The sequence below is a fragment of the Acaryochloris sp. CCMEE 5410 genome, from assembly GCF_000238775.2.
Lineage (GTDB): Bacteria > Cyanobacteriota > Cyanobacteriia > Thermosynechococcales > Thermosynechococcaceae > Acaryochloris.
Map to the genome: position 1 here is coordinate 267724 of NZ_AFEJ02000003.1, position 13462 is coordinate 281185.

At 51.2% G+C, this 13462-nt stretch carries 12 protein-coding genes and 1 pseudogene; all 13 read right to left on the bottom strand.

Translation table 11 applies throughout. The annotated features are described in order from the left end of the window. Positions 1-30 precede the first annotated feature (30 nt). Positions 31-1507, bottom strand: a pseudogene (locus tag ON05_RS31485) (multicopper oxidase family protein). A 132-nt stretch (positions 1508-1639) separates the two neighbouring features. Then, a complete protein-coding gene (locus ON05_RS31490) occupies positions 1640-2161 on the bottom strand; it encodes a DUF411 domain-containing protein (protein WP_010474725.1) in 522 nt (173 codons plus the stop codon). A 645-nt stretch (positions 2162-2806) separates the two neighbouring features. Then, a complete protein-coding gene (locus tag ON05_RS31495) occupies positions 2807-4717 on the bottom strand; it encodes a heavy metal translocating P-type ATPase (protein WP_010474727.1) in 1911 nt (636 codons plus the stop codon). Between the two features lie 149 nt (positions 4718-4866). Continuing rightward, complete coding sequence (locus ON05_RS31500; RefSeq protein ID WP_010474729.1) at positions 4867-5274, bottom strand: helix-turn-helix transcriptional regulator; 408 nt, start codon at positions 5272-5274, stop codon at positions 4867-4869. A gap of 172 nt (positions 5275-5446) precedes the next feature. Next, on the bottom strand, positions 5447-5893 hold the full coding sequence (locus ON05_RS31505) for a type II toxin-antitoxin system VapC family toxin (protein ID WP_010474731.1): 447 nt from the start codon (positions 5891-5893) through the stop codon (positions 5447-5449). Beyond that, entirely contained in the window at positions 5883-6107 is a 225-nt protein-coding gene (locus tag ON05_RS31510; protein ID WP_010474732.1) for a hypothetical protein, read from the bottom strand. The genes ON05_RS31505 and ON05_RS31510 overlap by 11 nt, the downstream gene beginning before the upstream one ends. A 101-nt stretch (positions 6108-6208) precedes the next feature. Continuing rightward, the gene (gene rppB / locus ON05_RS31515; RefSeq protein ID WP_010474735.1) at positions 6209-7555 is read right to left on the bottom strand and encodes a two-component system sensor histidine kinase RppB; all 1347 of its coding nucleotides are present in this window, start codon (positions 7553-7555) and stop codon (positions 6209-6211) included. Beyond that, a complete protein-coding gene (gene rppA, locus ON05_RS31520; protein WP_010474737.1) occupies positions 7542-8246 on the bottom strand; it encodes a two-component system response regulator RppA in 705 nt (234 codons plus the stop codon). Before rppA ends, rppB begins: the two co-directional genes overlap by 14 nt. 72 nt (positions 8247-8318) lie before the next feature. Beyond that, on the bottom strand, positions 8319-8798 hold the full coding sequence (locus ON05_RS31525) for a hypothetical protein (RefSeq protein ID WP_139025824.1): 480 nt from the start codon (positions 8796-8798) through the stop codon (positions 8319-8321). 230 nt (positions 8799-9028) lie between these two features. Next, positions 9029-9229 (bottom strand): hypothetical protein, encoded by a 201-nt coding sequence (locus ON05_RS31530; RefSeq protein ID WP_139025826.1) that lies wholly within the window; start codon positions 9227-9229, stop codon positions 9029-9031. Between the two features lie 127 nt (positions 9230-9356). After that, positions 9357-9908, bottom strand: coding sequence for a hypothetical protein (locus tag ON05_RS31535; protein ID WP_010474740.1), 552 nt, complete (start codon positions 9906-9908; stop codon positions 9357-9359). A 40-nt stretch (positions 9909-9948) separates the two neighbouring features. After that, entirely contained in the window at positions 9949-10275 is a 327-nt protein-coding gene (locus ON05_RS31540; RefSeq protein ID WP_039780521.1) for a DUF190 domain-containing protein, read from the bottom strand. Between the two features lie 34 nt (positions 10276-10309). Then, positions 10310-13459, bottom strand: a complete 3150-nt coding sequence (locus ON05_RS31545) for an efflux RND transporter permease subunit (RefSeq protein WP_010474742.1) — start codon at positions 13457-13459, stop codon at positions 10310-10312. Positions 13460-13462: the final 3 nt, after the last annotated feature.

Genomic DNA, 13462 nt, shown 5'->3' on the forward strand with positions numbered 1-13462 from the left:
TCAATCTACCCACGCCTAATTCCCAGATCCCTAAGCTTGCATCTCAATCGTGCCCATCATTCCTAGTTCCTCATGATCGAGAATATGACAGTGGTAAACAGTTTTGCCTGGATAGTCTTTGAATGGAATCCGAATCCGCACCGTCTCACCAGTTGGGATTAAGACCGTATCCTTCCAAGTTTGATACGGCTCAGGTTTACCATTTCGGGCAATCACCTGAAAGGGATTAGTGTGGAGATGGAAGGGATGATCCATGACCCCAGTATTTGAGATGTCCCAATCTTCTATGGTGTCCAGTGCTACTTCCGTATCAATGCGCTGCGGATCAAAAGACTTGCCATTGATTAAAAACACCATTCCCTGTCCCGGCACCATGCCATGATTGAGGGCAAATTTGCGTTCAGTCGTTGGGCTTGCCAGGTCATCTACGGGAAGCAGTTTTTGGGGTAAAGATTGCGGTTCAACCTGGCCTGAGTAGGACAATGTTGCCAAGGTCTGAGGGGAGTCTTGATCATTTTGGTGCATCATTCCTGGCCCCATATGTTCCCGACCCATCATGCCGGGTCCTCTGCGGTTTTGACCCATCATGCCGCCCATCATCCCCATCTGCCCTCGGCTGTAGGGCAGATCCAATAATCGATACTCGCCGGGTTCTTGCTCCCCACGCACAAGGACTTCAGCTCGTTCACCCGGCGATAAAAGGAGTTCCGACATCTCAACAGGAACTGATAAGGGATGACCATCGGTCGCAATCAGATAAAACGGATGCTTTTCCAGCGCTAAACGATAAAATCGGGCATTGGACGCGTTGACCAACCTCAGCCGCGCCAACCCACCTGCGGGAATTGAAAATGAAGGATTGACCTGACCATTGACCGTCACAAGATCCCCTCCCGACCCGCCATGCGACCCATCATGGGTCGATCTTGTTCAACCACAAAGTCTTTTAAAAACAGAAAAATCTCTTCTGCTGCCTGAATTTCAGGTATCTCATCCAGCGGGCCTCGGACGACGAAAATACCGCCTAACCCTCCTAGAATTTGGTCCGCAACATAGCCATGTAAATGGGGATGGTAGTAGGCTAATCCCCCGGAATGCGTCTGAGGAATTGAGAACTCGTAGGTGACCTGTTCCCCACTGCCAACGCTGAGAAAAACGTTGTCTGCATTGCCTGTGGGTGGAATATGCAGGCCATGGTAATGCAGGTTGGTCGGGTCTGGCAGATTATTCTGAAACCGGATCCGCACGGTATCACCGAGTTTGCTTCCAGCCGTGGGCCAGGAATCTGACCGTTATAGGCCAGTAAATCCACGGTTTCGTCCCCTAAATTAATCTCCCGAGCGCTGGCTTCGAGGTCAAGTTCCAATACCCCATTGCGGCTGGTGTGCAGCTTTGGACGCTTGACCTGAGGCTCAGGGGCTGTTTGGGTTTGACCACGACCGCATCTTGAAAGCAGTACAGAACCCGCACTACTGGCGCACAAGGCTAGAAATTGCCTACGTTGCATCCCTGTCCCCTCCTAATGTTGGGGCTGTCCTAGCAGCCCCCTTACTCTCAATTAGGGCACAAGATTATGAGATTAGGATGATATCTCTTCGTGCGGTAAGCGCTTTGTGCCAAGCCAGGGTGGATATTAGCCTTAGGAATGATGTTCTGCAAATACGGTAGTCTGCCCTGCCTCATCAAACGTGAATACAGAATAGGGTTCTTTGATGTTCCCCGATTCCATCCCCGGTGATCCAATTGGCATGCCAGGGACGGCTATACCTGCAACATCAGGTTTCTCAGCTAGTAACCGTTTAACATCAGCAGCGGGAATATGGCCTTCAATCACGTAACCATTTGCGATCGCAGTATGGCAAGACGCTAGATCGTCAGGTACATTATGTTCCCGCTTTACACCTTCGAGATTCTCAGTGATATTATCTTGAACCTGGAATCCTTGAGCCTTCATATGCTCTATCCAAACACCGCAGCAGCCACAAGTGGGGCTACGGAAAGCTGTAATTTTCAATGCTTCGGGGGGAAGGTTTTCTGCGATTGCAGGGTGATGCATCTGTTTGGGGGCAACCACAGCATAGATGCCTATACCGACGCCACCCGTCACTAGGATTGCAGCTCCGATACGAAGCCAAGGGTGTTGGAAAAGATTTTTTATCATTGTTCAATTTGTTGAATATTGGATTGACATCACGCTTGAATCGATTGCGATGTCTGTTGGCTCCAGTATAGCCATACCCACCCACTAGAGTGTCAAGGGGCCTTAATCAGAATGTAGTCCTGCTATGGTTTTTAAGAGATTTAGTACCCCTAAAGGTATCGATTTCTCTGATCTCATCCTGATCTCATAATGCTTTGCCAGGATTTTAGAGGGAACCTCCCTATGACTGACTCATAGCACCTGAACCGCAGTATGCCTTTTCGACAATCCTGCAAAGAGTTCATAGAGGAGGTTCTTCTACAGTCATGTGGATTGTGCATAGGGTATATGGGAGTAGGCATCGCTAAAACGATTTCTGGTCTCGGCCAGACGCTCAAGGTTTAGGTATCAGCTTAGTTTTGTTCCTTACTGAACTGTCCAGTTCAGAAGAAGTTCTATGGATGGAAAGACCTTGCCAAAAATTCAGGAACGGATTTTTGCCACAAACTCATTTGTCCTACACGGTTGTTTGGGGACATCATGGATGAGGTGAATGATAGGTTTGAAAGGGGGACGCTGGAGATTGCGGCGTCGGGGCTACGGCAGACCTGCCAATCGCGAATTGTTGAGGGGGATGGCGGTGGGGTTACAAATTGTATTCGATGATCATCTTAAAATGCGCCCAGCATTGAAAATAGCCAACAATGCTACACCGACATCAGCAAAGACAGCCTCCCAGAGTGTTGCAACGCCAACAGCTCCTAGACCAATGAAAATTGCTTTCACCGTCATCGCAAGGATGATATTCTGCCAGACAATCTGTAGGGTGCGCTGGGCAATTGCAATCGCCTCAGCTACTTTGGACGGTGCATCAGTCATAATCACCACATCAGCGGTTTCAATCGCCGCATCTGAGCCGAGTCCTCCCATCGCCATCCCCACATCTGCTCTGGCAATTACGGGGGCATCGTTAATGCCATCCCCGACAAAGGCCACTTTGCCTTGAGTATGACTGGCCCGATCTAATATTTCCTCTAAAGCCGCAACTTTACCCTCGGGCAACAGTTCAGCACGATACTGGTCGAGACCAAGGGTGTGAGCAATACGATCGGCCACCGCTTGGTTATCACCTGTCAGCATGACGGTTTGAATGCCCTGCAAATGTAGGGCTTGAATCGCTGCTATTGCGTCTTCTTTCAGTTCATCCTCAATGACGATACGCCCAGTATATTCACCATCCACAGCTAGGTGAGTGACGGTTCCTTCTACGATGCAAACGTCATGGGGAATGCTTTCTCGATGCAGCAGTCGGTCATTTCCTGCTAGAACGGTACGCTCCTCTATGCGGGCAATAATGCCGTGACCTGCAATCTCTTCGTACTCCTGAACGCCAGATTTATGGACTGATTTACCATGCGCCTGTCGAATAGACTGCGCAACGGGATGATTAGACTGAGACTCAACTTGAGCTGCCAGCGCCAACAGTTGGGACTGGGTGAACCCATTCTCGGAGATAACGTCTGTGACGCGGAAGTTGCCTTGGGTTAAGGTACCCGTTTTATCAAAGACGACGGTTTTCACCTGGGCCAGCGCATCCAAGAAGACGGAACCTTTGACAAGAATGCCGCGTTTAGCAGCTCCTCCCACGCCCCCAAAATAGCCCAGCGGAATACTAATTACTAGACCGCAGGGACAGGAAATGACGAGCAGCACCAACGCGCGATAGGTCCATTCAGCCTGGGTTGCACCAGCAATGAGCAGCGGCGGCAAAATTGCCACCGCCAGCGATAGGACCACAACGACAGGAGTGTAGTAGCGGGCAAAGCGGGTGATGAACTTTTCGGTGTTGGCCTTCTTACTACTGGCGTTTTCCACCAGTTCTAAAATTCTGGAGATTGAGGATTCTGCAAAGGGTTTGGTAACGCGCACCGTCAGCACTCCCGACTGGTTAATCATGCCAGAAAGGACAGTTTCACCAGTCACGACAGTGCGGGGGACCGACTCTCCCGTGAGGGCAGAGGTATCGACTTGGGATTGGCCCGATAGGATCTCCCCATCCAAAGGCACCTTCTCTCCCGGTCGAATCAGAATGAGATCACCAATGTTGATGGATTTAGGATCCACCTCACGAACCTGATCGCCCAGTTTGAGATTGGCAGTATCGGGTCGCACCTCTAGTAGGGCTTTGATAGAGCGGCGCGATCTCCCTACTGAATAATCCTGAAACAGCTCTCCGATCTGGAAAAACAGCATGACCGCCACGGCCTCGGGAAGTTCATGAATGGCGATCGCGCCCAGCGTGGCAATGGCCATCAGAAAATTCTCGTCAAAGATTCGCCCTCTCAGGATGTTGCGTCCCGCCGTTATCAATACGCTCCAACCACTAATTAGATAGGCCGGAATCAAAACCGCGTATTCGCCAACGGAATAGGGGGTGTTGTTTAGAGCCTTGTTAAATAACAGACCAATAACGAAGAGCAATGCTGAGACCGCAATGGGAATCAATGCCTTACGAAGGCTAAACTGATGGCGATCCTGATGGTCGCAGCAGTCGCCGTGGGTGTGAGACGCTGACATAGGAACACTTACTCTATTGAATATGAATATCTGAAAGATTATTCAGATGATACAGCAAATTGATTGCTTTAGCCACTGGTTGCGATGAGAGGGATTGGTGGCGTCCTCGGTGTTTTGTTAATCCTCGCTGGAATGAAGAGAAGGTTGGTTTAGAAGGCACTCTGCTCGTCAAGGTGATCAGCGACTTCTCTATAGAGGGTCATGATGTGGTCGTCGGCAAGACTGTAGCAAACGTTGCGACCTTGGCGGCGGTACTTGACCAGCCGTTGCGATCTCAACACGCGCAATTGATGGGACACGGCTGATTCGCCCATTTTGACAGCGGCAGCCAAATCACAGACACACAGCTCCTGCTGAGCGAGGGCCGACAGTAGCTTGAGGCGATGGGGGTCAGAGAGGGCACTAAAAAAGTCTGCCATTCGCTGCGCCTTCTCTGTTTCTATAATGTCGGGTTGCACTTGGCGAACATTGTCTAGATGGACTAGGGCGTCCTCACAACTCGGAGCGTCAAGTGATACAGGGACGGATTGAGAGTTCGATGCTTCTGTGGCAGCCATCGCAGGATGATGAAGGTATCTGTACTTCCATGATACTGAGAATCATTACTGTCTGAATACCTATTCAGATTTTCCGTTAATTCCTCGGTCAGTCTTACGAGTAAAGCTTAGGCATTGCCGGGTTAGAGCCGCCTGTTTTGCGGTTGCGATCTTCATCTTGGTTACGAATTGATTAACTCAGCAACGTATTCGTAGGAACAACCTGAAAATTCATGCCCACTTGCAGAAAATGAGCATCACCCGTCAGAACGGTAACAATACCCAGCTCCTGCATAACCACCATTGACGTGAGATCCGTAAAAGAGATTCTGGGCTTGTCCAAGTACTTCAGTCGTAGTGTCCGCGTTGCGGCAAATCGCTCAATCGTGATTCGCTCTAGATAAAAGCTGTCTTGCTCAAAAGCATCCAGCAATAGCTCCATCGATGCTTTTGCCTGCTCAGCCCGTAGACGTTTGAAAAACAGCGTAAAAGTTTCATCCAGCACATAGTCTGTGGTGTAGACCTGCCCTCCTGCAGCCCGAATGGTTTGATACTGCTTAACAACAGTAGCGTGCTGGTCTTCCCGGCGATCATGGAGAGTCAACCAACCCCAGGTGTCTACAAATAGCTTAGTCACCATAGAGGTCAGCATCCACCTCTTGCGCCAGCGAACCGTGGGAAACCGCTCCGATGAAGGAGGAAAGGGGATCTGGCGTCGGCTCCATTGTCGATATGCCGTGTTGAGGATTTGCTTGCAACGTCCCCACAAACCTAAGAACCTCAGTTAGTTGGCTTTCGGGCAACTGCTCAATCTCAGTCAGAAGGCGCTGCTTAACGGATGGGTTAGTCGTCATTGTCTTTAGATTTCTTCCATGAAGTCGCTTCTATCCTATCTTGCCAGTCTAATTTCGACTGATCTCAAGAGCCTTGAGCCTGTTCCCTACGTTCCTCAGCGTCATACCGTTGCTATAGGAAGAGACACGATAAAAGTGCTACCTTGACCCACTTGGCTTCGGATATGAACTGTGCCTTTGTGTTTCAGTGCGATCGCTTGGGCAATCGCTAAGCCTAAGCCTGAGCCGCCTGTCTTGCGGTTGCGATCCCGATTCACCCGATAGAAGCGGGTAAACACATGGGCCTGTTGCTCGGCAGGGATGCCAATGCCTGTATCTCGAACCTCAACCAAGGCATATTTTTTATCCCGATTGAGTCGAATGACCACATCACCACCCCGAAGGGTGTATTGAATCGCGTTCATTACCAGATTTGCGATCATTCGGTAGAGCTGTTCTTCATCCCCCTGGACAATCAGCGGTTGCGTCGTGTCCAGTTCCGCAGAGAGAGATAAGCCTGTATTGTGGGCTAGAGCCAGAAATTCATCCATCACGTCGTTGATGATCAGCCCTAACTGGCAGGTTTTATGGTCGTCCTTTCGGTTTTGTTGCGTATCAATCAGAGTCAGCAGCAGCAAATCCTGGACCAATTGCGTCAGGCGATTGACCTGTCGATTGATTGTCCCTAGTGTTTTTCGAGCCTCATCCTCTGAGATATTGTCCGTCTCTAGAACAGACTCCACCGTTGCCTTAGCCGCTGATAACGGCGTGCGTAACTCATGGGCTGCATTAGCGGTGAATCGTTGGATATCTTGGTATGCGTTTTGGACGGGCTTCAGGGAGAGTCCGGCTAACCACCAACCCGCCCCTGAGACAAGCAGCATCGCTAGGGGCCACCCCCACAGTAGAAACTGCTGGGTCGCGACTAACTCCTGATCCAGTTCCCTGAGCGATCGCCCCACCTGAAGATAGCCCCAGTTCCTGTGATTGACCGTCTCCAGCAGCAATGAATACTGCAGAAAGCGCTCTCCGTCCCTATTCGTGAAGACCTGCCAGCCCTCCAGAACTATGTTGTCTGGGATATGGTCCACCGATGGCCCCAACGTGGCGACCGTCTGACCCGACAGATCTTTTAATTGGGCATAGTAGACATCCTGCTTGACCAGTCCCAGGACGTGTCTTTTGGTAAAACGGTCTGGCTCTGGGCATTGGACCTTTGCCTTGCACAGGCCAGGGAGTAACTTTTCTGCAGAGGCATTGAGACGTCCAGGTTGGAGCAACACCGCACCTAAGCTGTCGTGCAGTATGCCTGACGATGATTCAATTTTTTGCGTCAACGCCTGTAGGCGCTGACGCTCAGTGATTTGATAGTAGCCCATTCCGCAGAGGGCCAAAATGAGACCCATGACCCCTGCATAGTAGCCAGTCAAGCGCCAGCGGGTGCGGTTAAAGGGATCACGCTGAGGCATGGGGAAGATTGAGACGATATCCCAGACCATAGATGGTGTCGAGGGAATCCCCCAAACCATAGTCCGTCAGCTTCCGTCTCAACAGGCGCATCTGTGCTGGGACAACATTACTGGTGGGATCGGCTTCGATTTCCCAAACCTGGTTCATCAACTGCTCCCGAGGAATAATCTGATTGGGATGTTTCATAAAGTACTCTAGCAACTGGAACTCCTTTGCTGTCAGTGGTATGACCGAGGCTGTCCCCGGCTCATCCTGTACAGAGACGGTTGCGGTGCCGTAGTCTAGGATGAGCTGCCCCACTTGGAGTTGCTGCGCTTGAAGTTGGGGCGATCGCCGCTGCAGCGCCCGCAATCTCGCCTTGAGTTCGCCCATCTCAAAAGGTTTGACAAGATAATCATCAGCCCCTGCATCCAGGCCAGCCACCTTATCTTCCATGCGCTCCATGGCCGTCAGCATCAGCACAGGTAGGCAGGATTTTGACTGCCGCAGACGCTGGCAGAGTTCCATCCCCGACAGACCCGGCAGCAACCAGTCAAAAATTGCTAGAGAATAATGGACGTGCGGATTCTCTAGATAGTCCCAGGCTTGGGTGCCATCCTGCGCCCAGTCAACCACGTATTTGTCTCGCGACAGGCTACGCTTAATTGCCTCCCCCAGATCTACCTCATCCTCAACGAGAAGAATCCGCATTGCGATAGGAACCTCTCTAGCGTCCTGGGACCATTATCGATCTGACGAGCCACATAGAGAGAACGATCCAATTCAGTTGCTATAGGTGTGAATGCGGGCTATCCCGATCGGAGTATCTGTTGCAGTCTCAGCCCTTTTTACAGAGACGGGCATCAGCCATACCCGGTTTAACATTGACAAGGTGCGAACAGAAGAGAGTTGGATTCTCAGCGCGGTACCCGGTGAGACCTGTTGGGTGAATGAAATGATGGCAGAGCCATTTTTAACTGTTGTGGATGCCTCAATCACCTGATTGTCCGCCCCACGAACAGAAACACTCCCGACCGATATTCGATCAGGGAGATCGATGGAGATCTGAGAAACTGAATACCCAGCAACGTTTATTCCAAACTGGAATTTTGCAAAGGGAGCGCGAGTATTGCGGGGTAGTGATCTGCTGGTGGTCAGGTAGGGTGCGGAAGCATCTGGCACAGTAGAGGCCGCCCAGACGGGTACGGTCGATGATGCCAGATAAAATATCCCTGCAATTGCTAGTGACGATAGTTTAACCATAATTCTTTCGGTGAAAGATTTTGACTGCAATAATGCTGACGTTCTGAAATATGAGTAGAAATGGAAACATTAAAATCTGTTGATTCAGCCATCAGAAATTTGTGGAGCAAACTTCCATAAACGTCTACTTCATTTGGCAAGGCGAAGGAAGATATTTAGGGAAGCTGCCACACCAAAGTTCATTGACATGAACGTCTTGTGGGAGTGATTTTCGATTTAGGAAAAGCAAACTATGAGCTAGAGTTAGAGCTACTCTTAGGCGGTGTATTTGCCTTAAGTACAGAACAACCGATCGGTACCTTTTCGACAATTCGAGCCGCCCCATTGGGTCCACAAACAACAATCGACTTAGCAGAGGCTCGGCTTGGCAACAGTAGCCCTGCCATTAACGTTGTTAATAAAACACCCATAAAGGCTTTACTGTTTTTCATGACTTTCAATGAAATCAATAACATCATTCAACGTATGTCATGAAAATAAAATACGAATGAAATTGAAGCCTCTGATACAAATTAGTTAACTAACTCTAACTGAAGGTATCAATCGAAGTAACTTCCCTCATTTCTCAATGCTAAATCGACTATTGATCTTTTCACCGCCAATGTCAGTTTGCACAACTAAATCGTATTGACCTGTGGCTTGGGCTGTTAATAGGCCGGTATAGCCTTCTTCGGCAGGCTCATAAACCAGCTTCACCGTTTGTTGCTCTCCGTCTGGTTGCTGTACGTTAGCCGTCACTTGGGCATCGGTAATCACCCGTTCTTCAGCTTCATGGAGAAGATATAGATTAAGCTGGGTTCCATCGTCCTTGGGTTTCGTGACCAGTTCAATGTGGTAGGGGTCGGACTCGACTACCTGCCCCCCTTTGGAATGCAGCTCATGTTCACTGTGCTCATGCCCATCATCTGCAGAGTGCGTTTCTTCGCCTTTTGAATGGTCGTGGCCGTCATTGGCGGAGTGCGTTTCTTCATCTTTTGAGTGATCATGCCCATCATCGGCAGAGTGCTCAGTTTCAGCATCAGCAGCCGTACTATCTGAGGTGCTGCTGCAGGCCGTCAACGGCAACAATATCAGACCCAGCAAGATGGGGACGGTTAGAAAATGGCGCATAGGATGTACTCCTTGATTCAATGAAAACGGCAGATGGTCGTTACCAAACTTCAATCGGGTGGCAGGTGACAAACGCATCCTTGAGCAGAGGTTGCAGCGAGGTGTAGAAATTTGAAATGATATCCTCCCGATCAATGACAGTGATGACCAGCGGTAAGTCCGAGGACTCAGAGGCTGCATCCAACACGTTGAGCGTGCGGAACACACCATGCTTGCCATAGCCTGCGATCGCCTGCATGACAGTGACTCCCATCAAATCCTGCTGGCGGGCCATCCCCAATATTTCTTGGTAGAGGGGTTGGTGCTGCCAAAGGCTGTACTCACTAGTGTGAATAGTTAGCTGTCTCCAGGCGGTTATTGTCTGCATTGGGTCTCTCGTTAGGGGATGGAATCACTGATATTCAATGCTTCAAGGTCAAATCATGCTTAAGTAAGTCAGCTTCAGGTTCAGGCTGACTAGCTGTTGGATCAGATTTGGGGCGTAGGAATCGACCGAACTGGGCATAGAGCGCGGGTAAGAGAAGTAGGGTTAGGGCAGTGGAGGTGAACAGCCCCCCTAAAACCACAACTGCCAACGGCTGCAAGATTTCTTTACCTGCACCTGAGCCAATCACCAGTGGCAACATTCCAAGGGCAGACGTTAGGGCCGTCATCAAGATTGCTTCCAGGCGTTCTGTCGATCCCTCGATCACACCTACCTGGATCGACTTGCCCTCAGCAAATTTATTGTTGTAGTTGTCCACCAGGAGTAAGCCATTGCGGGTGGCCACACCGAACAGGGTGATAAAACCCACCATCGACGCCACCGAGAGAATGCCCCCACCCAAGGCCACGGAAAAGATGCCGCCTGATAAGGCCAGGGGTAGGTTGAGCATAATCATCACCGTGGCGGGGACGGATTTGACCGCAAAGTACATCATCACGGCCACCACCACCAGCGCTAGCAAACCAAAAGTGATGAGGTTTTGGGAGGCTCGCTGCTCTGACTCAAACTGACCGCCATACTGGATGAAGTAGCCTTCTGGCAGCTCCACCTCTTGGGCCACAGTGGTCTTAATTTCCTCAACGGCACTGCCTAAGTCTCGATCGGTGACGTTGGTGGACACAATGAAGCGGCGCAGCACATTTTCACGGTTAATCGTGTTGGGGCCAGTGCCAAAGCTGATATCGGCCACCTGCGCCAGGGGTATCTTCGTCCCGTTGGGGGTATCAACCAGCAGGTTGCGAATGGTATTTAGGTTGCTGCGATCGTCTTCCTGTAGCCAGACCAGTAGATCAAAGAGCTGTTGTCCCTCTAGCACCTGAGATACGGCTCGTCCGTTGAAAGCCGTTTCAACGGTTTCTGAAAGCTGGCCAACGGTCAGACCATAACGGGCGGCAGCTTGGCGATCGAACTCGATCTGAAGCTGCTTGATGTCCACTTGGGGTTCGAGCTGTAAATCCACCAGGCCAGGGACTTCGCTGATGGCGGTCTGAATTTGCGCACCAAGGGAGCGCAGCCCATCTAAATCGGGTCCGAAGATCTTGATGGCGATCGCGCTTCTCACCCCGGACAGAATTTCGTCAATGCGGTGGGAAATAAAGCCACCAATCCCCGGCACCACTCCCGGAATTTGGGCAAACGTCTCGCGCAGCGTCTCGATCGTGGCCTCGCGGTCTTTCATCCCAGCCTCACTGATTTCCACATCAACGTGACCAAATGAAACGCTGGCGGCATCAGCATCTCCCGACACTCGACCCGCTCGAAGCTGCACTGAATCAAACCGAGGATCATCTATCAGTAAATCTTGGATCGCAAGTCCGGCCCGACTGGTGAGTTCTAACGAGCTACCGGGATAGAGCGTCATCGTATTCACTAAGGAACGCTCTTGAAACTCCGGTAGAAACACCCGCCCCAGCGTCGGCAACACCAGCATTGAAGCCACAAATAGGGCCACCGCGATCATGAGAACCACCTTGGCGCGGCTGAGGGAGAATCGCAGTAGGGGCTGATAAAGTCGCTTGGCAGTTCGGGCAACCCAGGTTTCCACTGCGGGCAGGGTTTGATTCGAGAGCAGCAAGGCAGAGAGTGCGGGGGAGAGCGTCAGGGCCACAAAGGTGGAAGAGAAAATGGACAGCAGATAGGCAAACCCCATTGGGGCGAAGATTTTGCCTTCAATCCCCGTTAGGGTAAAGATGGGGGCAAAAATGACCGCGATGATGATGGTGGAAAATAGAACGCTTACCCGAACTTCTCTGGAGGCGTTATACACTACCTGCAGCGGAGGAACAGGAGTGCCCGCCAGTTGATTTTCTCGGAGACGCCGATAGGAATTTTCCATATCGACAATGGCATCATCGACGACGGAACCAATCGCCACGGCTAGTCCTCCCAGCGTCATGGTGTTGATTCCCAGACCGAACAGATTGAGGATACTGAGGCCAATCAAGAGCGATAGGGGGATGGCGCTCAAAGCCATAACTGCCGTGCGCCAGTTCATCAAAAACAGCAGCAGCACAACCGCCACGATGATGATGCCATCACGCAGGGCGCTGGTGACGTTCTCAATCGAAGCATCAATAAAATCAGATTGGCGAAACGTGGCCGTCACTTCCACATCTTCCGGCAACCCAGCTTTAATCGTCTCCATCTGGGCTTCCACCGCTCGGGTGACCGTGGGCGTATCAGAGAGCGGTTGCTTGTTCACCATCATCACAATGGCTGCTTTGCCATTGGCGCTGGCATCCCCTCGCTTGAGGGCGGCTCCAATCTGAATATCAGCTACGTTACCCAGCAGGACTGGCACCCCATCACGGGCGACCACCACCGATTCCCGCAATGCCTCCACCGATTGGATGCGACCGAGGCCACGAATTAAATACTCTCGGTCGGGGGTAATCAAAAAGCCGCCCCCGGCATTGGTATTGGCCTCCTGGACCGCCTGTGTCACTTCCGCCAAGGTGACATCATAGGCTCTCAATTGGGCCGGATCGACTAATACCTGATACTGACGGGTTTCGCCCCCGTAGGAGAGCACCTGGGTGACGCCAGGGACGGCCAGCAGTTGATTGGTAATCTCCAGATCAACGAGGTTACGGACATCCATCAGAGTGGTTTTGCCCCCATCCGCAATCGTGAAGGCATAGGTTAAAACCGTACCAATCGGGGAAGACAGCGGCGAGATTTGAGGAATTTCGACCCCAGTAGGAAGCTTGCTGGTCACCTGCTGCAGCCGTTCGGAAACCAATTGTCGAGCCAGGTAAACGTCCGTTCCCCAATTAAACGTGATCTGAACTACGGAAATCCCCACGCCGGAAGAGGACCGGACAATATCTACCCCTGGCGTCCCGTTGACGGCGCTCTCAATGGGAAAGGTGACTAAAGACTCCACTTCTTCTGGCGCTAGCCCTGGTGCCTCTGTTTGCACATCCACCTGTGGGGGCGCAAAGTTGGGGAACACGTCTAACGGCATTCTTAAAACGGTCAATACCCCCCAAACCGTCACGATGATTGCGCCGATGACAATCAACCAGCGCTGGGCGATGGACCATTTCAGAATGGCATTCAACATGAT

What these genes read in the sequence shown, in the direction of transcription:
- ON05_RS31495 (WP_010474727.1), bottom strand. Translation starts at nt 4,717, where the DNA reads ATGTCAGCGTCTCACACCCACGGCGACTGCTGCGACCATCAGGATCGC.
- rppA (WP_010474737.1), bottom strand. Translation starts at nt 8,246, where the DNA reads ATGCGGATTCTTCTCGTTGAGGATGAGGTAGATCTGGGGGAGGCAATT.
- ON05_RS31535 (WP_010474740.1), bottom strand. Translation starts at nt 9,908, where the DNA reads ATGCGCCATTTTCTAACCGTCCCCATCTTGCTGGGTCTGATATTGTTG.
- ON05_RS31500 (WP_010474729.1), bottom strand. Translation starts at nt 5,274, where the DNA reads ATGGCTGCCACAGAAGCATCGAACTCTCAATCCGTCCCTGTATCACTT.
- ON05_RS31510 (WP_010474732.1), bottom strand. Translation starts at nt 6,107, where the DNA reads ATGACGACTAACCCATCCGTTAAGCAGCGCCTTCTGACTGAGATTGAG.
- ON05_RS31525 (WP_139025824.1), bottom strand. Translation starts at nt 8,798, where the DNA reads ATGGTTAAACTATCGTCACTAGCAATTGCAGGGATATTTTATCTGGCA.
- ON05_RS31505 (WP_010474731.1), bottom strand. Translation starts at nt 5,893, where the DNA reads ATGGTGACTAAGCTATTTGTAGACACCTGGGGTTGGTTGACTCTCCAT.
- ON05_RS31490 (WP_010474725.1), bottom strand. Translation starts at nt 2,161, where the DNA reads ATGATAAAAAATCTTTTCCAACACCCTTGGCTTCGTATCGGAGCTGCA.
- ON05_RS31545 (WP_010474742.1), bottom strand. Translation starts at nt 13,459, where the DNA reads ATGTTGAATGCCATTCTGAAATGGTCCATCGCCCAGCGCTGGTTGATT.
- ON05_RS31540 (WP_039780521.1), bottom strand. Translation starts at nt 10,275, where the DNA reads ATGCAGACAATAACCGCCTGGAGACAGCTAACTATTCACACTAGTGAG.
- rppB (WP_010474735.1), bottom strand. Translation starts at nt 7,555, where the DNA reads ATGCCTCAGCGTGATCCCTTTAACCGCACCCGCTGGCGCTTGACTGGC.
- ON05_RS31530 (WP_139025826.1), bottom strand. Translation starts at nt 9,229, where the DNA reads ATGAAAAACAGTAAAGCCTTTATGGGTGTTTTATTAACAACGTTAATG.